Here is a 21,326-nt window from a genome sequence, read left to right as displayed (position 1 = left end):
TCGAAAGCAAAACATTTAGTGATTTCCGCACGCGAAAAAGCCGCTTTACAAGAAAGCGGCTTTTTGCAAACAGCCCGACGCCTTTTGTCGACTTCCGGACACTACGGCGCGGTACCATCCGGGAAACAGACATAATCCTGCTCGAACCCTTCGGGATCCTGTTCGTCCATTCCTCGAAGCTCTCCCGTCCAAGCCTGAAGCTTGTAAATGGTATAACCGGCGAGCAGCCCGATAATATCCTCGAGCGGACGGGATCCGTAGGCATGATACTCGAAGGCGATTATCGGCCGCGAAAGCCGGATCGTCTCCTCCGCTCCTTGCAGTACCTCGTACTCGGAGCCTTGCGTATCGATCTTAATGACGTTCGTTCGCCTCTTCTGATCGCCGGTCAACGCCTCATCCAGCGTCATAGACGCGACCTCGACGCAAGCCGCGTCCTCCGCCTGCGCGATCGCGCCGGCCATCGTCCCGGACAATCCGCGGTTATACGCGGACATAGGCTGCCGATAGAATCCGATGGGACCGCTGGTATGGCCTATCGCGCAGTTCAGCAGCGTCACGTTCGAAAAACCGTTCAGTCTCGCGTTCTCCTCCAGCTGGTTAAAGATATCGGGATGAGGCTCGACGGCCACGCACTGGAAGTCCGATCCCAGGCTGGCCATATATAGAGCGTGGTATCCGATATTCGCGCCGATATCCGCGAACACGCCGCCCGCGCGCATATGTCGCCTTAGCAGCCGGATAAGGCCCGGCTCCCAGGCGCCTCGGTCCCTTATCGTCTCCTCTATAAACCCGGGCAAATGCAGCCGAAGGCGGAATACGTTGTTCTCCGGTCCTTCCAGCTCGGCAATATGCCCGCGCGATTCCGGAACCTCCCCAGCGGAAGCCGCGATCAGCGGCTTCAGAAACGACTGATTGTAAAGGACGTACGGATTATCGGGGATGAGGCTCCGGGCAATTTCGTTATGCCGGTACGACTGCTCGATATCGTTCAGATGATAATGGCAGATACATAGCTGTATATGGGGAAGCCACGTCCAGCAGGACTCGAAATAGAAGCCTTCCTTGGAGGGCGGAGGCTCGATGCGGGTCGCGAGCCGGTACCAATAAGCGGCTTTGGCGTATTCCTGCTCCTCAAGGAGGAGATAGCCCAGCCTGCAGCAAAACTCGGCGCGCGGTACGGCGAACTCGAACGAGCGGAACACGTACGCTTTCTCTTGACTCCTATCGCCCGCCTCCCTGCATAGCTCCGCCGCCGCGTTGCACGCATGCAGCTTCTCGTCTATGGAAGAGGCTTCCCGCCCCAGAATGGAATCGCATAGTTGGAGCGCCATATCCCTGCGCCCGTTTTCCTTCCACTTCTCGATGCCCGACGCAGGCGGATCGTGGAGCTCCGCTAGCCGCAGGAATAATTTGTCGTACTGCCGCGCCATAATCTCATCCGTAAAGCGCCCCATAACATAGGAGCGGAGGTCGGCTGCCGCCGGGAACGCCCCGAGCCGCGTCTTCTCCTCCATTTGCTCTACATCGCGGCACACCAGCTCCGGAAATCCCGCCAGAACCTCCGGCACGGCTCCGTTCGCGAGAGCGAGAACGGGCGTCCCGCTGATCATCGCTTCGATCATGACGAGTCCGAACGCCTCCTCGCAGCAAGTAGGGAACAGCATGCAGCGCGCGTCCCGCAGAAGCCTCCGCTTGGTTTCTCCTCCCACTTCTCCGACAAATTCGATATTCGGATTTCGTTCCAGCGCGGGCTGGATCTCCGACTGAAAATAGGCTTCGCCGAAAACGGGCCCTGCCAGCACCAGCCTCAGCCCGGTTCGCTCCGCGATCCCAATCGCGTGATGGACGCCCTTATGCGGACTCATGACGCCCATATATAGCAGGTAATCGTCCTTCCGCTCCGCATAATCAAATTGATTCGGATCGATGCCGTTATAAATGAATTCCCCTGCGCCTCTTCCGGCCGTATTCAGCGAGCTGTTGCTGATGTACACCGGAAGATCGACCCCGTTGTTCACGGCCGCATGCAGCGTGCAAACGGTCGGGATCGGAAGCCTCAGCCGGCCTATTATGGACGCATGCGTATGATCGTGGACGATGTCCGCATCGGCCGGAAGCGAACGAAGCACGAAGTCTCTTATCGCGTCAGGATCACCCGGTCCATGCTCGTAAGGGATCAGCTCCGCGGAGGTGACGCTGCCGGCCGGAGCGAAGAGGACGACGTGGTGTCCCATCCGGACAAGACGCTCCGTCAGCGCGTGAACGACCCGTTCAATCCCTCCGTAAGCCGGGGGAGGCACCGGGTAGTAGTCGGGAGCGACCTGGACGATCGTCAGCCGGCGAGTAGAGGAATTATAAGGCTTCATTGCGCAACATCCCTTCCAAGTACGTTCGGTTATGACGCACGTGCGGATCGTCCGGACGGTAGCGGCCCGCCATTTCATTGTGGAAATAGGCTTTGGCGAAATCCCCTGCCCGGGAGTAGCAGAGGCACAGCTGCAGATGCGGCACCCAAGTCCAGTAAGCGTCGTGAAGAAAGCCCAGGCAGTCCTTCGGCTTCTCGAGCCTCGTCGCGAGCCGGTACCAGAACGCGGCTTCCTCCGTCCGGCTTCTCGACAGAAAATAAGCGCCTAGCCGGCAGCAGCTTTCCGCCCGGGGTTCGCCGTAATCGAAGGATCGCCAGAGCGAAGCGAGCTGCTTCTCGGGGAGCATCAAGCGCTCGTAGATGTCGGACAGCTTGACGCAGGCGGAGATCGCGTCCTCGGCCCAGCCTTGTCCCGTCCGAAGAAAGCTTTCGTATTCGGCTGCCGCCCTCTCCCACATCCCGTGATCCAGAAGCTCGTTGGCGTAATAATACAGGTCGCGGGGAGAGAAGATCTCTCCCCGGCCCTTCCTGTTCTCGAATATCGTCAAATTTCTTGCGGATTGTCCGTGTGTTCTCCGGTGCGTCACGACGATATCGCTGTTCATGACGCGGCCGGAGACGGCCAAATATTCGTGCACCGGGCCATGCCAGCGGAACCCGTTCGCCCGCTTGACCAGCCGATTGCGCCTAAGACTCAGCGTTACGTTGCCGTATTCGTCGAACGCGTAATGGTAGATCATGGAGATCGCGTCAACTGCCGGATCGAGCTCCGATTTGAGACGGAGCAGCTTCCTCCGGTCCTCCTCGAGCAGCACGTCGTCGGCGTCCAGCCAAAGGATATAATCGCTAGTCGCAAGACTGAAGCAGAAGTTGCGGGCCGCGGCGAAATCGTCGATCCATTCGAAATCGTACACGTTATTGGTGTAGCGGCCCGCTAATGCTCTGGTGTCGTCCGTGGAGCCCGTATCGACGATGACGATCTCGTCGACCGCATCCTTCACGGATTCAAGGCAGTTGCCCAAGGCGGATTGTTCGTTTCTGACGATGAGGCAGAGCGTAATGGATACCATGCCTAATAGGATTCCCCCGTCCGGATTGTCGTAGCTCTAAGTAAATACGATGGCGTTAATCGCTCTTGTTTCCACGGACAAAGCCGTAATGCTGTCGGCCGTAAGGACGGCGACCCTGACTTGATACGTTTGCGTACCCGCGGAGGGCGCCGTATCGACGAAAGTAAAACCATCGATATATCGCTGATTGCCGCTTCCTCCCGTGAAGTTTTCCTCCGTCCGGTATTCGGTCAGCAGCGCGGCGCCTCTGTATAGCCGTATTCTGAAATCCAGCCGCGGATTACCAGCCGCGACGATTGCATTAATTTGCACCGAGACATCCAGCTTGACTCGGTTTCCGGCGGCAGTCGGCACGTTCAGCGTCAAGACGATCGTCTCCGTCCCGTTAATCGCTACGGCTTGCGCGGCCTGCGTCTGGGCGAAGAAAATTGCCGATCCTGATCCGCCCGGTCCCGTGACGCCCGTCGCACCCGTGGCTCCCGTCGGCCCCGTAGGTCCGACAGTGCCGGCCGGGCCGGTTGCACCCTGCACGCCCGTCGGGCCTTGAGCGCCCGTCGCGCCGGCCGGGCCCGTCGGACCGTCTGCACCGGTCGGGCCTGTCGCGCCTGCGGCTCCTGCCGGACCGGTGGCGCCGGTCGGACCCGTTGGACCAAGAGGTCCTTGCGGACCTGTCGGTCCTTGCGCGCCCGTCGCGCCGGCCGGTCCCGCCGCTCCCGCCGCGCCGGTCGGACCGGTTGCCCCCGTCGCTCCCGTCGCCCCTGTCGGACCGAGCGGACCGGTCGGACCCGTCGGACCTTGCAAACCCGTCGGGCCTTGCGGACCTACCGCGCCCTGCGGACCCGTCGGGCCGATTCCGCCCTGGGCTCCAGCAGGTCCCGTAGCGCCTGCCGGGCCGGTCGGGCCCGTCGCTCCCGTCGCCCCGGCGGCTCCCGCCGGACCCGTGGGACCTGCCGGACCCGTCGGACCCAATTCGCCCTGCGGACCCGTTACGCCCTGCGTGCCTGTCGGGCCTTGCGGACCTTGAGGACCCGTCGGACCGGTCGCTCCTACGGGGCCCGGCGGTCCCGTCGGCCCGGCGGCTCCCTGCTCGCCGGCAGGACCGGCGGACCCTGCCGGACCGGTTGCTCCGTCCGCGCCGGTCGCTCCCGTCGGACCCGTCGGGCCTAACGGGCCAGTCGGTCCTTGCGCGCCTGCCGGACCTTGCGGGCCGGTCGGGCCGGTTGCACCCGCCGCTCCGGTAGGGCCGGTCGCGCCCGTTGGACCGAGCTCCCCGTCCGGACCCGTCGGGCCAATCGGACCTTGAGGACCCAGCGCGCCGGTCGCCCCGGCTTCGCCCTGCGGCCCGGTCGGACCTTGCGGCCCGGCGGGGCCTTGAGCGCCCTGTGGTCCCGTCGGCCCGGTAACGCCTTGCGGCCCTTGGGGACCGGTTGGTCCGGCTGCCCCGTCCGAGCCGGTCGGACCGGTCGGACCCGCGGGTCCGAGCTCGCCTGTCGGACCGATCGGACCCGTCGCTCCCGTCGGTCCCGCAGGCCCCTGCGCGCCGGCCGGGCCGGTCGGGCCCTGCGGGCCTTCGGGTCCTGCTTCGCCCTGCAAGCCGGCTGCCCCTGGCGGTCCTGTCGGTCCCACCGCGCCAATGGCTCCCGTCGGCCCCGGATCGCCCTGCGGTCCGGGCGGACCGGTCGGACCAACCTCGCCCTGCGGTCCGACGGCACCCTGCACACCGGTCGGGCCTTGCGTTCCCTGCGGACCTGTCGGTCCCGTCGCGCCTGCCGGACCTTGGGGACCAAGGGCACCCGTCGGACCGCTCTCCCCAGTCGGTCCCGTGGCGCCCGTCGGACCGGTTGCCCCTGCCGGACCGGTCTCGCCCGTCGGGCCAGTCGGACCGATTGCTCCCGTCTCCCCGGTCGGTCCGGTCGGACCCGTTGGACCGCCTGCCGGACCTGCCGGACCCGTCGGTCCCGTCGGTCCTTCGGGTCCCGTCGGACCGGGCGGACCTCCCGCCGGACCGGTCGGACCGGTCGGCCCCGTTGGACCGGTATCGCCCTGCGGTCCCGTCACGCCTTGCGGCCCCGTTACCCCGAAGCCCGTCGGACCGGTCGGGCCTGTTGGACCCGCCTCGCCCCGCACGCCGGTCGCCCCGAGCGGCCCCGTCGGGCCCGTCGGTCCGACGGGGCCCTGCGGACCGGTCGGACCTTGAACGCCCGTTGCCCCCGTCGGACCCGCTTCTCCTTGCGGTCCCGCGGGTCCGGCAGGCCCATCAGCGCCCGTCGGACCGTCAGCTCCCTGCTCGCCTGTCGGGCCAGGCACGCCTTGCGGTCCGGCCGGGCCTTGCGCGCCTGCCGGCCCCGCTTCTCCCGTCGGGCCTTGCGCGCCGGTCGGGCCCGGAACGCCCTGCGGTCCCGTCGGACCCGCTTCTCCTTGCGGTCCCGCCGCTCCCGTCGCTCCGGCCGGTCCCTCGGCGCCTTCCGGTCCCGCTGGACCCGTAGCGCCTGCCGGACCAATCGGCCCCGTCGGTCCTGTAATGCCCTGCGGTCCTTGCGGCCCTGTCGCGCCCTGCTCTCCATCCGGCCCGGTCGGTCCTACAGGGCCTTGCGGTCCGGCTGCACCCGTCGCGCCAATCTCTCCGGCAGGCCCTGTCGGTCCGATCGCTCCTTCCGGTCCTTGCGGACCGGCCGGACCTTGAACGCCAGCCGGTCCGGTCGCTCCCGCCGGTCCCGTCGGACCCTGCGGGCCAGTCGCGCCGTCCGCTCCTTGCGGCCCTGTCGGACCAAGCACTCCTTGCTCGCCCGTGCTCCCCGCCGGCCCCGCGGGTCCTTGCGGCCCCGAATCGCCGGCCGCTCCGGTCGGTCCCGCAGCGCCTTGCGGGCCGGTCGGACCCGTCGGACCCGCGCTTCCCGCAGGACCTGTAGGGCCTTGCACGCCTATCATGCCTGTCGCGCCGACATCGCCCTGCGGACCCGCAGGTCCCGTCGGCCCTGCCGGCCCCGCGGGACCGGCCGCGCCTTGGGGCCCGGTATCTCCTTGCAGCCCTTGCGGCCCCTGCTCCCCTTGGGCGCCCGTTGGACCGATCACGCCGGCAGGCCCTTGCGGACCCGTCGGGCCTTGAGCCCCATCCGCTCCCGTCGGACCGGCCGCTCCTTGTACGCCGGCTGGCCCTTGCGCTCCTGGCGCGCCGGGCTCTCCTTGCGGACCTGTCGGTCCGACTCCGCCGGTCGGCCCTTGCGGTCCCGTCGGACCCGGCTCGCCGGGCAAGCCTTGAGGCCCTGCTTCTCCCTGCGGTCCCGCCGGCCCTTCCAAGCCTGTCGGACCCGCCTCTCCTTGCGCGCCAGTCGGGCCGATGCTGCCCGTCGGCCCTTGCACGCCGGTCGGGCCCGGTACGCCTTGAGGACCCGTCGGACCTGCTTCTCCTTGAGGTCCGACCGGACCCGGAGCTCCCGTCGGTCCGATCGGTCCGGCCGGCCCGACCTCGCCAGTCGGCCCTTGCACGCCCTGCGGACCCGCCGTGCCTTGGGAGCCTTCCGGTCCGGCGGGCCCCGTCGCTCCAGCCGGTCCGATTGGACCGGTGACGCCGGGCGGTCCCGTCGGGCCTTGCGCGCCTGGAGCGCCGGGCTCGCCGGCTGGACCTGTCGCACCTTGAGGCCCCGTCGGGCCGAGCTCGCCTTGAGGACCTGGCGGTCCTGTAACACCAACAGGCCCTTGCGGACCCACTATTCCGGTAGCGCCCTGAGGACCCGTCGGACCGGTCGGACCGACCGCGCCTTGGTCCCCCTGAGCGCCGGTCGGGCCGATATCTCCCGTCGGCCCCGTAGGTCCCGTAGGTCCCGTCGGACCGGTCGGGCCTCCCGCTGGACCAGGCGGTCCCGTTGGACCCGTAGGCCCCGGCGGGCCTCCCGCCGGACCCGTCGGGCCAGTCGCTCCCGTCGGTCCTTCCGCGCCCGTTGGACCCGTAGGCCCCGTCGCTCCGACACCGGTTGGACCGGTTGCTCCCGCGGGACCGAGAGGTCCTTGAACCCCTGTAGCTCCCATCGGTCCGGACGGTCCCGTCGGTCCGACCGGACCAAGCGGCCCCGTCGGCCCTTGCTCTCCCCCGGGACCCGTCGGACCCTGCCCGCCTTCGGGTCCGGGAGAACCCGTTGGTCCTTGCCCGCCTTGAGGTCCCGTCGGTCCAACCGGCCCGGCAAATCCCTGCGCCCCCTGCTCGCCGGGTGCTCCGGTCGGACCGGTCCCGCCGATCGGTCCGGTCGGGCCGGCTTCTCCCGTCGCTCCCTGCGGTCCCGGAGGACCCGTTGCGCCGACAGGCCCCGGCGGGCCGGCCTCTCCCTGCAAACCTGCAGGTCCCGTCGGACCGGTGGCGCCTTGCAAGCCCGTCGGCCCAAGCGGGCCTGTCGGTCCTGCGGCTCCTATCTCGCCGGCTGCTCCCTCCGGCCCCGTCGGCCCGGTCGCTCCGGTCGCTCCCGTCTCGCCGGTTGCTCCAGTCGGACCGGGAGCGCCCGTAACGCCGGCTTCCCCTTGCGGCCCCGTAGGCCCGGCGGCGCCGGTCGCGCCCGCGGCGCCTTGCGGTCCTGCCGGTCCTGCTTCGCCTTGGGGTCCGGTCGGTCCAATCGCTCCCGTTCCCCCAGCTGGCCCAACAGGACCCGGCGGTCCGGTTACGCCCGGGGCACCTGGCGCCCCTGTCGCCCCCGTGGCTCCAGTAGGCCCCGGCTCCCCGGCAGCACCGCTTGGACCCGTAGGCCCTGTCGGCCCTATCTCGCCAGCAGGTCCGGGCATGCCCTGCGCACCCGTCGCCCCTCTCTCACCAGTGGGTCCAGTCAAGCCTTGCGCTCCCGTCGGTCCGGTCTCGCCGGCAGGGCCAGGCAAGCCTTGCGCTCCCGTCGCCCCTCTCTCGCCGGTCGGTCCGGGCAAGCCTTGCGCGCCCGTCGGGCCTCTCTCTCCGGCGGGGCCGGGCAAGCCCTGCGCTCCCGTCGGGCCTATTTCCCCGGCAGGGCCAGGCGAGCCTTGCGCGCCGGTAGGTCCCCGCTCTCCGGTAGGGCCGGGCATTCCTAGGGCACCGGTCGCTCCTCTCTCGCCGGTCGGTCCGGGCAAGCCTTGAGCACCTGTCGCCCCTCTCTCTCCGGTCGGTCCGGGCAAGCCCTGCGCGCCCGTCGGGCCTCTCTCTCCGGCAGGACCGGGCAACCCTTGCGCTCCCGTCTGGCCTCTCTCTCCGGCAGGTCCGGCCGGCCCCCTCTCGCCGGGAGGACCTTGCAGACCCCGCATTCCCGGCGGTCCTGGTAAACCCATTGGCCCGGGAGGGCCCGTCGGACCGGTCTTTCCTCTCTTTCCACGCTTCCCCTCGACCCCTCTCGGCCCGCGCGGTCCTTCGGGACCCGGAGGGCCTGCAATGCCTGGCGGCCCCGTCGGTCCCGTTGGACCGGTCAATCCGGTCGGCGGCATTGTAAGTCTCGTTAATCGAAGGATCTGCTTCCGTTTTTTGTGCAGCTTAACTTTGCTCCTATTGGAATGTCTATCGATGAACTTCTGCGAACGGGCTTGCTTCGCTTTCGCCAGCTTTCTTCTTCGTCTCGGATTCGGAATCGGTCCGCACCTCCTTCCAAACGCTCCATTATTTACATATGTCTTTCGAGGATGCATCATGTCATCCCAGGAAAGCTTCACGGGCCATACAGATCGTCGAACACAAAGAAGACGCCTGAAAATCAGGCGTCTATTCTTGCATGTTTAATTTTTTTTGGAATCCATAGCTCAATCGTCTAAATCAGCTTATGCTTGTACCACTTTTCTCCCTTGAACCGCAAGTAGAAGAAGGCCCCCCTTACTCCCCATTCCGCAACTATGGCCACCCAAACGCCCATCAATCCGAAGCCGAGCGAGATGCCCAGAATATAGCCAAGTATGATCCGGAACAACCACATCGTCAACAGCGAAACGATCGATGTAAATTCGGAATCCTCAGCCGCGAACGGCACGCCGATGTACATGATTTTTTTCAAAATATACTTATGCATGCGAAACGTCTCGCCGATCCGGAACTTCAACGTTTGATTAAACCGCAGCAATTGAACACTCCCGCCACCTAAAGAGTTGGAGGATTCTTGGGTAGTTGCTCCTATCGGGGCAAAGCTGTAGCGATAATTCCTTTCGAAACATCGTACACCAAGCGATCCCTGTGGTTCCCACAGTTCCTAATTCCTTCACTACAAGGCCATGGCTTTTATGTTTTGTGCCGCATTCCTGTCTCGGTCATGGACCGTTTGGCAGAAGGAACACTTCCATACCCGAATGCTTAAATCCTTCACCTCTGCATGCTTGTTTTCACAGACGTGACAGGTTTGACTCGTTGGCGCGAAAACCGGTGTTGCCTTAATGGTTCGGCCATACCACCTAGCTTTGTAATGCAGTTGCCGTCTCATCTCGCCCCAAGAAGCATCTGCTATGTGTTTGGCGAGGTGTCGGTTCTTCATCATACTAGCAATACGTAAGTCCTCGAGACAGATCGTTTGGTTTTCACGGATCCATTTCGTAGTCTGCTTATGCATCGCGTCTAATCGGCTATTTCGAATTTTTTCATGGATGAGGGCAACTTTTCCTTTCGCTTTGGACCAGTTGCTTCCGCCTCGCTTTCTTCTCGCAAGGATACGTTGCCACTTCGCGAGCAGCTTTTCATATCGCAACGTATATCTTGGATTTTCCACGGCAAGGCCTTCCGAAGGTACAGCAAGCTGCTTGATGCCCATGTCTATGCCAAGCATGCCTTCCGTTAAGGGAAGGGGCTGGATGTCCACCTCGCATACCAACGCGACAAACCATTTGCCGCTTGGGGCAAGCCGTACATTAGCCGATAGAATCCGGCCTTCGATCTCTCTTGACTTCGCATAGCGCACCCATCCCAGCTTGGGAAGCTGCAAACGATCACCCCTCACCGCAATATTCCCGTTCGTATACCGCGTCGTATAGCTTTGTACGGGATGCTTGCGACTTTTGAAACGAGGTGGATCATTCTGTTTCTTGAAGAAGCGCTGAAATCCGTCAGCCAAGTTTCGCACAGCCGACTGCAGCGCAATGCTGTCCACTTCTTTCAACCATGGCCACTCGCGCTTCATAGCAGGAAGCAGCTATGCACAGGTGTTATAGGACAAGCCCTTGCGGTGGCCTGAAAAGTCTCATTCCACTTCGCTAGAAGTTGGTTGAACACAAAGCGGCTGCAACCCAATGTTTTGCGCATCTGCATAATTTGTTCTTGACTCGGATAGATGCGAAATTTGAATGCTTTATGCTGGATCATCGTCTGATTCATCACCTCGCTACAAAAGAGATGGATGTTAACCCATCCTAATTATAGCACATACGTTCGTATTTATTCACCAGCAAAATTCCCGATTCATCCCCTGCCTACACTCTCACTTCGTGAGCAAGGTAGTTTAGAGGCAAGAGTATTCTCGGTGTCTTTGATAAACGCCGAATCCACGAAGATAGGAATGATAATGCCGAAAACTTGCTTATAATCCATCGAGCTGCCCGAAAAATATCGGGACAAAAACGCGGCGCTTGGCCGTTCAAGCTTCGCTTGCCAACCATTCATGACGACATACCGGCTTTCTATGTTGTTATTTTTAACTGCTTCCGATCCCGCTTCCCGACCGAAGTATAGGGAATGCGATCCACCATCATGATTTCTTTCGGCATCTGGTACCGCGCAATCCGGGGCTGCAGCCATGACCTTAGCGACTCCTCCGTCAGCTCCGCTCCTGCGGCGGGCTGCACGGCGGCCCTTAATCTCTGGCCGAACGCCTCGTCGGGGATGCCGACTACCGCAGCGTCCTCCACGTCCGGATGAAGAAGGAGAACCTGCTCGACATCGGACGGGAATACGTTCTCCCCGGCCGAGACGATCATGTCGTCCTCTCTGCCGCACAAAAAATAACGCCCCCGTTCATCCCGGTACCCTCTGTCTCCCGTCTCGAGCCATCCGCTCCGACGGTCGCCGAAGGTTCTCCTCTTGCGCAAGCATAATCGTCCAATTTCCCCTGCAACAGCCGGGCTGCCGTCCGATCTTAGCACGCGGAGAGGCACGCCGGCGATGCGCTTCCCGACGGTGAGCTCCGCGGCCGACAAATCCCGGGGCGTTGCAATGGTCAAGAGGCCGCCTTCCGAAGTGCCGTACAGATTGTACAGGACGTCGCCGAGCGTCCGAGATACCCGGCGGGCGAGCTTGGGACTCAGCTCGGCTCCGCCCGAAGCGATGCAGCGAAGGGAGGCCAGCGCCCCGTCATCCGCATCCAGCATCTTATGGAGCATAAGCGGCACGACGGCAGCGACTTCAACCCGATGCTTTTGGATAAGCTCACAGGCCTGTTCCGCGCGGAAGACGGACGTCAGTACCGTCTTGGTTCCGGTCGCCACGAACAGCAGCAGAAGCGCGACCCCGTAGCCATGATAGATCGGCGTCGCGACGTAGCCCGTTTCGTAGCGCATGAGACGAAGCCTGGACAGCATCGCGGTGAACGGGGCCAAATACGTGAACAGGGATGGACGATGCGGGGCCTGTTTGGGCCGGCCCGTCGTCCCGCCGGTCAGCAGCATCAGCCTGCCGGACCGGCGCCTCCCTAGCCGATCCCCGGAGCTGGCTCCAGAGGCCGATAAGCTGCTGACAGAAGGCTTTTGCTCGTGATAGCTGAGCAGCGTCTCGCAGCGGTATGACGTTTGCCTGAGCTTCGTCGCCCAATCCTCGTCATGAATGAGCAAGTCGAAACGGTATTCCTCAGCCAGACGGTCATATTGCCCTGGACTCATCTCCGTATTTAGCAAGTACAGATCGGCTCCCGTATAAGTCACGGCGAACACCGACTTCGCAAGCGAAGCGTGATTCCGGCATAAGAGCGCGACCTTGCGGCCGGGAGCCAAGCCATACTTGTCGCGAAGGGATCGGGCGAGACGTTCCGACGCGTCCGACAACTCCCTGAAGCTAAGCGTCTCCCGGTCGTCGGCGAGCGCGTCGCGCGCGCCGTACGTTCTCTCCGCGAGCTTGAGCAGGGCCATCACATTTATGCCGTAACGGCAGATGACGGCCAGCAGTCTATAGAGTCCCGCAGGATGGCCTAATCTCATCTTCGCCAAGGCGCGTAGGAGCTGCAGGATGCCCATTACTCCCCCTCCCTCCGGCGGAGCAAATGCGGCATAGCCCATTCCCATAATCCTCTGCCGATCAAGGAGGCCAGCTGCCCCGGCGGCAGCCACCAAGGCGCGATCGTCCTCCGGTTCGCCAGCACCGCCGCCGCGATCCACCTCGCGGCATGCTCCGGGCTCATGGCCGGCAGCTTGCGGTAGGCCGCGGTCGGCTCGATCATAGGCGTTCTGACAAGCGGCAGATAACAGGACGTGACCCGGATGCCGCGGGCGTTCAGCTCCGGCGCGGCCGCCCTCAGCCAGGTGTCGAAGGCCGACTTCGAAGCTTGGTAAGCCGCCCAATAAGGGAACGGAATAAGAGAAGCGTTAATCGTAGACACGTTCACGATATGTCCGCGCCTCCTCTCCAGCTCGGGCAGCACGGCGAGCAGCAGTCTTACAGGGGCGAAATAATTAACGGCCATCGTGCGCTGAAAATCGTGAAACCGGTCCAAAGATTCCATGACGGGGCGGCGAATCGATTTTCCCGCGTTGCTGAAGACGATGTCAAGTCCCTGAGGACGCTCGCGCAGCCATGCCGACAAAGCATCCAGCTCCGATTCTTCTCGCAGATCGGCTGCATATACGCTTACCTTCCCGCCCTGCGACGCGATGGCCTCTCGAATGGCTTCCAGCTTGTCCATCCTTCTCGCCACCAAGACCAAGCAGGCATCCGTCCGTCCAAGCAAGTAGGCAAGCTTCTCTCCGATGCCCGAGCTTGCTCCCGTAATCAGAATCGTCTTGCCCGCCATGGACCTTCTAAGCCCGTCCTCGTCGAGCCGCGGTTTCGGGAACAGCAAGCTCTCGATAAACCGATTACGACTCATCCCCTAGCTCCCGCCCTGCGACGCCCAGCGTCAATACCGTCATTCTCGGCTTCATTCTGACATCGCCCCTCCATGAGTGTCGTTCTATATCCTTGCATTTCAACTTCTCTTATTTTCCGATATAACCCGCAGACAAGCAACCGTATAGCCGAAATACTCATAAAAAACAAGCCGGTCACAAAACCGGCTTAGACGTTCGTTATTTCCGCTCGAGCCCCAAGTATCGTTCAGCCTCGCTTGCGGGTTGGGGTCTCGCGAAATAATAACCTTGTATATAATCGCAATGCAGTTGCTTCAGCAGTTCAAGCTGCTCCGGCGTCTCGATTCCCTCGGCGACCGTAACCCCGCCGAAGCTATGGGCAAGCTGTATGATCGCCTTTACCGTAGCCAGGTTTTTCGGTCGGTCCAGAATATGCTGGATGAAGGAACGGTCGACCTTGATCTGCTCGAAAGGCAGCTCGTTCAGCACGCTGAGCGACGAGAAGCCTTTGCCAAAATCGTCCAGGGCGATCGTCACGCCCTGTTCGGTCAGGAGACTCAGCTGCTCTCTCGTATGATCGACATCGAGAAGAGCGGTGCTCTCCGTCACTTCCAGACACAAGCGGTCGCTTGGAAGACCGGACTCCTCCAGAATGCGAAGGACGCAGCCGGCGAAATTCGCCAGCATCAGCTGCTTCGAAGACACATTGACGGATATGCTGCCTTCATACCCTCGCTCCATCCATCGTTTGCACTGTCTGCTGGCTTCCTGCAGCACCCATTCTCCCAGCTTCACGATAAATCCGTTTTCCTCCGCTATCGGAATAAATCGGTCAGGACTGATCAAGCCGTATCGCGGCGACTTCCAGCGCAGAAGAGCTTCCACGCCCAAGGCCTGCTGCTTCGCGACCTGCAGCAGCGGCTGGTAATAGAGCTCGATTTCGTTTCGTTCGAGCGCCTTCCACAGCTCGCTCTCCAGCGTAAGCATGTCCAGGGCCGCGCTGCTCATGGAAGCGTCGAACCGGCGAAGCCGGTTTTTGCCCTGAAGCTTGGCTGCGTACATGGCGCAGTCCGCATGTTTGGTCAGCGTGTGGATGTCCTTGCCGTCCTGCGGGTAGAAGCAGATGCCCGCGCTTGTCGTAATGCGCAGCTCCCGCTCCCCGATCGTCATCGATTCGCTTAGCCGCTGAACGATTTGCTCGCCTGCGGCTATCGCATCGGTTGGATTAGCATAGCCGGACAACAGCACGATGAACTCGTCTCCGCCGTGTCTCGCAACCATCCCTTGACCGTCCACGATTTCGGTTAGCAGCCGCGCCGTAGCTTGGAGCACCTGATCCCCCGTCTCGTGGCCTAACGCGTCGTTAATCGGCTTGAAACGGTCCAGGTCAAGCAGCAGGACGCCGATGGGTCCACTCCGTGAAGCAGAACCGGCCAGCTCGTTAAACGTTTGCTCCAATTTCCTTCGGTTGCCGAGACCGGTCAACGCGTCGTGATAAGCCATATGGACGATTTGCTCTTCGGCCCGCTTCAGCTCCGTGACGTCGCGGGTCATTATAAACTGAATAACGCCGTCCTCCGTCTCGATAAATTCGCTTTCCACCGCCAAAATGTACGTATGCCCTCTCTTCACGTGAATATCGAACTCTTCATTGTGGTAAGGCTTTCTTCTGTCGAAGTTGCTCGTATAGATGTCCATGAAAGCTTCTTTCGTATCGTCGGAAAGCCAGCCGGTCACGGATAGTCCGTTCAAGCCCTGCACGCCGAACATGCGGTGGGCTACCGCATTTGCTTCCAGCACGACCGCGTTCCGGTCCATTAGTAAAATACCAAGAGGCGAGGACTCGAATACAATTCTGTACTTCCGCTCGTCCGTCGACAAAAAATCATATTTAAGCATGCAAATCCGAATCGCTATCATCCATAAGAGCGTCCCGAACGCAAAGAAAAAGGTCGGCGTGCCGCGGTTCCAGCCGAGCACCTCGAATACGATGCCGAACAGCACGACCCACACGGATAACACGCTGCTGCCGATAAACAGCACCCTGTTCCGTTTTTTAATTTTGTCCGTGGTCGCCTTCTTGAACGCCTTATACAAGATGAAGGTATTCGCAAGCGTGTAGGCGGCGATGGCCGCGATCAGAATCGAGTAGCCTGCCGGATCCGGCACGAACTTATTCCATGGCCCGACCTTCTCGACAGACGGAAATATGTAGCGCGTTCTGTCCGTAATGATAATAAAGAGGACGAGAAGAAAAGGCAGGTAGCCTGCGGCGTTTAAAATATAGGAGCGATTCCGTTCGTTCGGCTTCAAAAACATGGAATGAAAATGGTTGCCGAAACACATAGCTAATACAATGGCGGGTCCTGTCCAAATATATAGCAGCTTATGACTATATTCGAGCGGCAGCAAGGCGCGGACGTATTCCCCGATAAAGAACAAGAAGTGAGTGAACATAAGCAGGCTGGCCAGCCTTGTTTTGTTATCGGCCTTGTTGCGGACAAATACCTCGATCGCCAAAAATAAAGCTAAAAAAGCACCCGGTACATACATAAGCGAGATAATGAGTAGATCTTTGGTCATATGGATGGGCGCTCCTTATCAATGAACTCTCTCTGACAGCATAAACGAACACTCTATATATCGTCAAAACGGGCGCCAAAATTGGGTTGAAATTTATGGGAATGCAGAAACGGTTCGACAGCGGGGGCGTAATAACGGGTATCCATGAAGCAAAGGAGAATGAGAATATGCTGATTACGACAACACAGACTGTAGAGGGTTATCCCATCAAGCAGTATTTGGGTATCACGACGGGCGAGGTTATTATGGGGGCGAATGTCGTGCGTGACTTCCTAGCGTCGATCACGGATATCGTCGGCGGCCGTTCAGGCGTCTATGAAGGCAAGCTCCAGGAAGCAAGAGACGCCGCTTTCTCGGAAATGTCCCATAAGGCCTCCCATATGGGGGCGAACGCCATCGTCGGCGTGGACATCGATTACGAGGTGATCCGCGACGGCATGCTGATGGTTGCCGTCAGCGGTACGGCGGTCATTATTTAGATCAAGAAGCAACGCGCTTCGCATTGCCAAAATCGCATACAAACAAACTATATCGCACGCTTGTATGGTGCGGTCGGAACATCTATTCTTATGAGAAACCCGATCATTGGAATGGAGCGTGCCCCTATGTTTCGCCATCGTTTATCGATCAGCAGCTGGAGTCTTCACCGGTGTCTTGGCCCTCTGCGCTGGACCGTGTGGGACGAATCGAGCCAATCGCAAGGCTCAGCGACGGAGGCTCAGCCCTCCGAATTTTCTCTCCTCGAGCTGCCGGCAATCGCGGCGTCGAGAGGACTTTCGTGCCTGGAGCTGTGCCACTTTCACTTTCCTTCGCGCGATGATGCGTATCTGCGCCAGTTAAAGCAAGCGTTCGCGGAAGCTGGCGTCATCTTCCATACACTTCTGGTCGACTACGGAGATATCTCTTCGCCTGACCCCGTGCGCCGCGAGTCCGACTTTCGTTATTTGAAGGAATGGGTGGATGCCGCGGCGATCGCGGGAGCTTCCGCCGTGCGGATTGTGGCAGGAGAGCAGTCCCCGGATGACGCGGCTTCCATCTCGCGCGGTACCCAGGCTTTGCTCGAGCTGAGCGAATACGCAGCCGGCAAGCAGGTGCGGATCGTCACTGAAAATTTCCGCAGCCTGACGTCTACGGTAAGCAGCTGGAAGGCTGTTATGGAAGGCGCCGGCCCGTCCATCTCCACGATCGTCGACTTCGGCAACCTCGCCAAGCACGAGAAGGAAGAAGGCATTCGGTACGGAGCCCCCCTCGCCCACTCCATCCACGCCAAGCCGGAGTACGAGGAAGACGGCTCCATCCGCGAAGATCGTCTGCTTGAGCTGCTAAGAATGGCCGGACAGGCGAATCGCGAAGCGCCCGTTTCCATTATTTTCGACCGGGAAGGCGATATGTGGGAAGGCATTGAACGGATCAAAGCCGTTATTTTGAAGCTCGACGAGCAGTCCCTTCGCTAATACGACCGCCGCTTGAAGCATCCGCCTCATCGGCAAAAAAGTTGGCCCCGGCATCGAATGGATGCCGGGGCCTTCTGCTGATCGCTGAGCTGACGCCTCATATGCGACGCCTCAGGTAATGGGCTAGGGCGCAAACGTCTCGAGCGGTACGCTGATGACGTTGATCTTCGAACCGTCCTTGGCGCTGTACTCGAATAGCTCGAGCATAAGCGTGCCGTTATCCGGCAGCTTATCGGGCGGAATGTCCAGCTCCAGCGTAAACGGTGACCACGCAGGGGCGCCTTCGTCCAGCATGTGGAAATCCTCCAGCACATAATCATGGCCATCTTCGACCGCGTAATTCATGACCGCTTCGAATACTCTCGCTTCCCCTGTAACCGTATATTGTCCCCCGGAGCCGCTGACCTTGACGTTGCAGAACGCGTCGTTGCACAAATGCTCGCCGTTTGATTGGATGACGACCTTCCGCTGCGCCGCGTCCCAGGCCACGTTGGCGCCGAGCAGATCGCCGACCGAGCGGAGCGGTACGTACGTGTTGCCTTTGTAATTCAAAACAGGCAGCTCCGGATCGAAATAAGCCGCGCCGTTCACTTCGACCTCGTAGGATGCTTCGGTCAGCGTATACGTCGTTTTCTGGGTCGCGGCCATCGACGGCAATGCCGTCATCAGCATGCCGCCCATTGCCAGCCCGATCAGAAAGCCTCGATATTTTCTCAACAAGCGTACAGGCACCTCGCTTTCGCATATTGGCCATAAGGGCCTTAATCCAGCATATGCGGCGAAAGCGCGGTTCAGCCTTCCTTGGCCAAGCGCTGCCTGTTGTTACCGAAGGACATACTGGTCCAGGAAAGCGTTGCGGAACTTGCCGGCCGGATCGCACTGAGCCGCCAATCGTTGGAAATCGCTCAGCTTCTCGTACAGCGGCTGCAGCTTGCCCGGGGTCATCGTGAACAGCTTGCCCCAATGCGGTCGGGCCGCAAGAGGCTCCAGCTTCGCTTCGATCAACGGCAGCACCTGGCGAACCGCTTCCCATTCCGGCTTCCAAGTGAAATGAATCCCGACCGAATCCTGCCCGCGGCATGGACTTAACCACAAATCGTCGCTCGCGATCGTACGCACCTCCGACACGAACAGCAGCGGCGATATATGCGCCCGAAGGCTGTCGATCGCGCACAAGGCTTCATAGGCGTTGTCTCGGGCCACAAAATATTCGCTTTGCAGCTCCTCGCCCGCGCTTGGCGTAAAATCCATGCGGAAATGGGACAGTCTTTCGTGCCAAGGACCAGCCACGCCCATCTGCTCGCTGCAGTTGTCCGCCGCGCAGCCCGGCACGGGATGCATCTTCGCTTTCGCCGGCATCGCCCCGAAATAATCGGAAGGCGAGCTTTCTCCCCCCTCTTCCGAATGGAGACGCTTCAGCCACACCTGATTGAACATCGAAGACTTCCAATCGGTAAACAGACTGACGCTGTAGCCGCCGCCAAATACCGCTTCGAACCGCTCCCGGTCCTGCAAGCTGCCGAGCGGCAGGTTCTCGTAGACGGTTTGTCCGATCTCGAACGCCGGAACAACCTCCAGCGTCAACTGCGTCACGACGCCAAGCGCTCCCAAGTTCACGACCGCGCCGGCAAAAGGCTCCTCGGCCTCCTCCCTGGACAGCCGTATTATCTCGCCGTTCGCTTTGACAATTTCAATGGCGCGTACCGCCGTCGCGAGACTGCCGTTGCGATCGCCGGAGCCGTGCGTAGCCGTCGCGCACGCGCCTGCTACGGATATATGAGGCAGCGAGGCCAGATTCCGAAGCGCGTACCCGTTCTCGTGCAAATAGCTACCCAGCTCGCCATACCGTATGCCGCCTTCGACCGTGACGAGACCGCGCTCACGATCCAGCTTCACGACCCGGTTCAATCGCTCCAGCGAGATATGGGTGCCGTTCGTGTCGGCGATTCCGTTGAATGAATGACGGGAGCCCAGCACCTTCACGATTCGACTGCCGGCTACCAGCTCTTGCACCTGTTCCGTATTCTCCGGCGCGTGCGTCTCCGCCGCGCCGTATATGTAATTGCCAGCCCAATTCCGATTCATAGGGATAATCAACAGCTCCTTCGAAAATAATGGTTGTCTGACCCGAGTATAACACGCGCTGCGCGAATGTAACCATCGAACCGCACGCCCGTACTAAGAGTGCTGGTTTCATCCGAAATAAGGAAATACACTTTCATGGAGAAAGAAGTGATCGCGATGGAGCAATGGATATCGAACATCATGACGCAAAAGCGCGTCAGCCGGTTTGCCGGCTTGCCGGATCACCGGCTCTCGATTGCCCTTCTGACGAACGAAGGCAACCGAGTTTGGACAAGCGGAAATACAGCCTCAGACGAAGGAGGCGTATACGAGATCGGCTCGCTGACAAAAACGATGACCGGCCTTCTGCTCGCCATCGGGGAGCAGAAGGGCCTTTGGAGCCGATCCGATACACTCTCCGATCTCATTCCCGAATGGTCCTCCAGCGCCTTCGCCGCGGGAACGACGCTGCTCCAGCTGGTTACGCACACAGCCCATTTGCCAAGGATCCCGGGCAACTTCCGCGACACGGTTACGGATAAGATGAATCCTTACGCGAATTATTCCGATCGCCATCTCGCGGAAGCCGTGCTGGCGGAGCAAGCCAAGCCGCAAACGCCGAAACATCTTTATTCCAATTACGGTTTCGGCTTGCTGGGCTGGGCGCTCGCCCAGAAATTAGGCATGAGCCTTCGCGAAGCGCTTGAGCAATGGATCTTCTCTCCGCTCGGCATGACCGACACGCAGCTGCGCGCGCTGGATCCGTCTTCTCCGGCTGGCCTCGTTCCCGTGTACGACGCGAAGGGAAAGCCCGTGCCGCATTGGTCCTTCCATGAATCGACGGCAGGCGCGGGAGCCGTATGCTCCACGGCGGCCGACATGCTGCAATACGTCAGAGCGAACCTCGGTCAAGCCGGGGAATCGGTAAGCTCGGCGATCGAGCATGGCCAGAAGGAGCATCATGCCATCTTCAAGAGCAGAGGAATCGGCGTCGGCTACGCATGGATGTTCTATAAAGAAAAGGACGGCTCGACGACGCATTGGCATAACGGGGGAACCTACGGATCAACGAGCTTCCTTTCATTTAATCGCGAGCAAGGAAAAGGGTTCGTCATCCTGTCCAACTACGGCACCGATGTCCGAAGTCAAATTCCCCTAATCGGCATGAACAGAATGAATGTGGATAAGCTCGCGCGAGCATTCTCGAATAGGCTCTACCAGAGCTGAGCGTGAACAAGTTTAACAAAAAACCGGCTGAGATCCTTTGGGAACCAGCCGGTTTTTTTGCCATGCTTTATTTATTTCGATTGAACAGGCTGGCCGTTCGGAGCTTCCATCCAATTGAAGTGGAAGGTGCCTTCCTTGTCGACGCGCTTGAACGTATGAGCGCCGAAGTAATCGCGCTGCGCTTGCAGCAGGTTAGCCGGCAAACGCTCTGTACGGTAGCTGTCGAAGTAAGCCAGCGCGCTCGCGAATGCCGGTACCGGCACGCCGTTCGTCACGGCTGCCGCGACAACCTCGCGCCATGCGCCTTGGTACGATTCCACTATTGTTTGGAAGTACGGATCGAGCAGCAGGTTGCGCAGCTCCGGATCGCGGTCGTACGCGTCCTTGATGTTCTGCAAGAAGCGCGCGCGGATGATGCAGCCGCCGCGGAAGATCATCGCGATGTCGCCGTAGCGCAGATCCCAGCCATACTCCTCGGATGCCGCGCGCATCTGCGCGAAGCCTTGCGCGTACGAGCAGATCTTGCTCGCGAACAGCGCCTTGCGGACCGCTTCGATGAATGCCGCTTTGTCGCCTTGGAACGGCGCTTTAGCA

General features: G+C 60.9%; 11 protein-coding genes and 3 pseudogenes. 3 read left to right on the top strand and 11 right to left on the bottom strand.

Annotated elements, in window-relative coordinates:
- Positions 1-101 precede the first annotated feature (101 nt).
- The 8 genes and pseudogenes from NQZ67_RS21160 to NQZ67_RS21125 form a co-directional block, all read right to left on the bottom strand.
- On the bottom strand, positions 102-2,369 hold the full coding sequence (locus NQZ67_RS21160) for an FkbM family methyltransferase (RefSeq protein WP_257449804.1): 2,268 nt from the start codon (positions 2,367-2,369) through the stop codon (positions 102-104).
- The gene (locus tag NQZ67_RS21155; protein WP_257449803.1) at positions 2,356-3,438 is read right to left on the bottom strand and encodes a tetratricopeptide repeat-containing glycosyltransferase family 2 protein; all 1,083 of its coding nucleotides are present in this window, start codon (positions 3,436-3,438) and stop codon (positions 2,356-2,358) included. The genes NQZ67_RS21160 and NQZ67_RS21155 overlap by 14 nt, the downstream gene beginning before the upstream one ends.
- Before the next feature lie 36 nt (positions 3,439-3,474).
- Entirely contained in the window at positions 3,475-8,691 is a 5,217-nt protein-coding gene (locus NQZ67_RS21150; RefSeq protein WP_257449801.1) for a collagen-like domain-containing protein, read from the bottom strand.
- Positions 8,692-9,185: 494 nt separating this feature from the next.
- Positions 9,186-9,392: pseudogene (locus NQZ67_RS21145) on the bottom strand (MATE family efflux transporter); the annotation flags it as partial.
- A gap of 237 nt (positions 9,393-9,629) precedes the next feature.
- A pseudogene (gene tnpB, locus NQZ67_RS21140) lies at positions 9,630-10,717 on the bottom strand (IS200/IS605 family element RNA-guided endonuclease TnpB).
- 314 nt (positions 10,718-11,031) lie between these two features.
- Positions 11,032-12,576, bottom strand: a complete 1,545-nt coding sequence (locus tag NQZ67_RS21135; protein WP_257449798.1) for an AMP-binding protein — start codon at positions 12,574-12,576, stop codon at positions 11,032-11,034.
- The gene (locus NQZ67_RS21130) at positions 12,576-13,424 is read right to left on the bottom strand and encodes an SDR family NAD(P)-dependent oxidoreductase (RefSeq protein ID WP_257449795.1); all 849 of its coding nucleotides are present in this window, start codon (positions 13,422-13,424) and stop codon (positions 12,576-12,578) included. Before NQZ67_RS21130 ends, NQZ67_RS21135 begins: the two co-directional genes overlap by 1 nt.
- A gap of 199 nt (positions 13,425-13,623) precedes the next feature.
- On the bottom strand, positions 13,624-15,987 hold the full coding sequence (locus NQZ67_RS21125) for a putative bifunctional diguanylate cyclase/phosphodiesterase (protein WP_257449792.1): 2,364 nt from the start codon (positions 15,985-15,987) through the stop codon (positions 13,624-13,626).
- Between the two features lie 167 nt (positions 15,988-16,154).
- Here NQZ67_RS21125 and NQZ67_RS21120 point away from each other — a divergent pair, with 167 nt between their 5' ends.
- Together NQZ67_RS21120 and NQZ67_RS21115 are read left to right on the top strand one after the other, a co-directional pair.
- Entirely contained in the window at positions 16,155-16,466 is a 312-nt protein-coding gene (locus NQZ67_RS21120; RefSeq protein WP_257450060.1) for a YbjQ family protein, read from the top strand.
- A gap of 126 nt (positions 16,467-16,592) precedes the next feature.
- Positions 16,593-17,441 carry a sugar phosphate isomerase/epimerase family protein gene (locus NQZ67_RS21115; RefSeq protein WP_257449790.1) on the top strand — a complete coding sequence of 283 codons (849 nt, stop codon included), beginning with the start codon at positions 16,593-16,595 and terminating at the stop codon, positions 17,439-17,441.
- Between the two features lie 123 nt (positions 17,442-17,564).
- Here NQZ67_RS21115 and NQZ67_RS21110 read toward each other — a convergent pair whose 3' ends face one another.
- On the bottom strand, positions 17,565-18,158 hold the full coding sequence (locus NQZ67_RS21110) for a Gmad2 immunoglobulin-like domain-containing protein (protein WP_257449788.1): 594 nt from the start codon (positions 18,156-18,158) through the stop codon (positions 17,565-17,567).
- Positions 18,159-18,263: 105 nt separating this feature from the next.
- Complete coding sequence (locus tag NQZ67_RS21105) at positions 18,264-19,526, bottom strand: FAD-binding protein (RefSeq protein WP_257449786.1); 1,263 nt, start codon at positions 19,524-19,526, stop codon at positions 18,264-18,266.
- Between the two features lie 135 nt (positions 19,527-19,661).
- Here NQZ67_RS21105 and NQZ67_RS21100 point away from each other — a divergent pair, with 135 nt between their 5' ends.
- Positions 19,662-20,732, top strand: a complete 1,071-nt coding sequence (locus tag NQZ67_RS21100) for a serine hydrolase domain-containing protein (protein WP_257449784.1) — start codon at positions 19,662-19,664, stop codon at positions 20,730-20,732.
- Between the two features lie 71 nt (positions 20,733-20,803).
- Here NQZ67_RS21100 and NQZ67_RS21095 read toward each other — a convergent pair.
- Positions 20,804-21,326 (bottom strand): annotated as a pseudogene (locus NQZ67_RS21095) (NADP-dependent phosphogluconate dehydrogenase); the annotation flags it as partial.

The sequence above is a fragment of the Paenibacillus soyae genome (assembly GCF_024623455.1).
GTDB classification, from domain to species: domain Bacteria; phylum Bacillota; class Bacilli; order Paenibacillales; family Paenibacillaceae; genus Pristimantibacillus; species Pristimantibacillus soyae.
The sequence above is the reverse complement of the archived record's forward strand: the minus strand, read 5'-3'. Positions and strand labels throughout refer to the sequence as shown.

Excerpts from the sequence above, each read along its gene's own strand:
- NQZ67_RS21135 (WP_257449798.1), bottom strand. The coding sequence starts at position 12,576 with ATGGGCATCCTGCAGCTCCTACGCGCCTTGGCGAAGATGAGATTAGGC.
- NQZ67_RS21115 (WP_257449790.1), top strand. The coding sequence starts at position 16,593 with ATGTTTCGCCATCGTTTATCGATCAGCAGCTGGAGTCTTCACCGGTGT.
- NQZ67_RS21125 (WP_257449792.1), bottom strand. The coding sequence starts at position 15,987 with ATGACCAAAGATCTACTCATTATCTCGCTTATGTATGTACCGGGTGCT.
- NQZ67_RS21155 (WP_257449803.1), bottom strand. The coding sequence starts at position 3,438 with ATGGTATCCATTACGCTCTGCCTCATCGTCAGAAACGAACAATCCGCC.
- NQZ67_RS21100 (WP_257449784.1), top strand. The coding sequence starts at position 19,662 with ATGGAGAAAGAAGTGATCGCGATGGAGCAATGGATATCGAACATCATG.
- NQZ67_RS21130 (WP_257449795.1), bottom strand. The coding sequence starts at position 13,424 with ATGAGTCGTAATCGGTTTATCGAGAGCTTGCTGTTCCCGAAACCGCGG.
- NQZ67_RS21160 (WP_257449804.1), bottom strand. The coding sequence starts at position 2,369 with ATGAAGCCTTATAATTCCTCTACTCGCCGGCTGACGATCGTCCAGGTC.
- NQZ67_RS21105 (WP_257449786.1), bottom strand. The coding sequence starts at position 19,526 with ATGAATCGGAATTGGGCTGGCAATTACATATACGGCGCGGCGGAGACG.
- NQZ67_RS21150 (WP_257449801.1), bottom strand. The coding sequence starts at position 8,691 with ATGCGGGGTCTGCAAGGTCCTCCCGGCGAGAGGGGGCCGGCCGGACCT.
- NQZ67_RS21120 (WP_257450060.1), top strand. The coding sequence starts at position 16,155 with ATGCTGATTACGACAACACAGACTGTAGAGGGTTATCCCATCAAGCAG.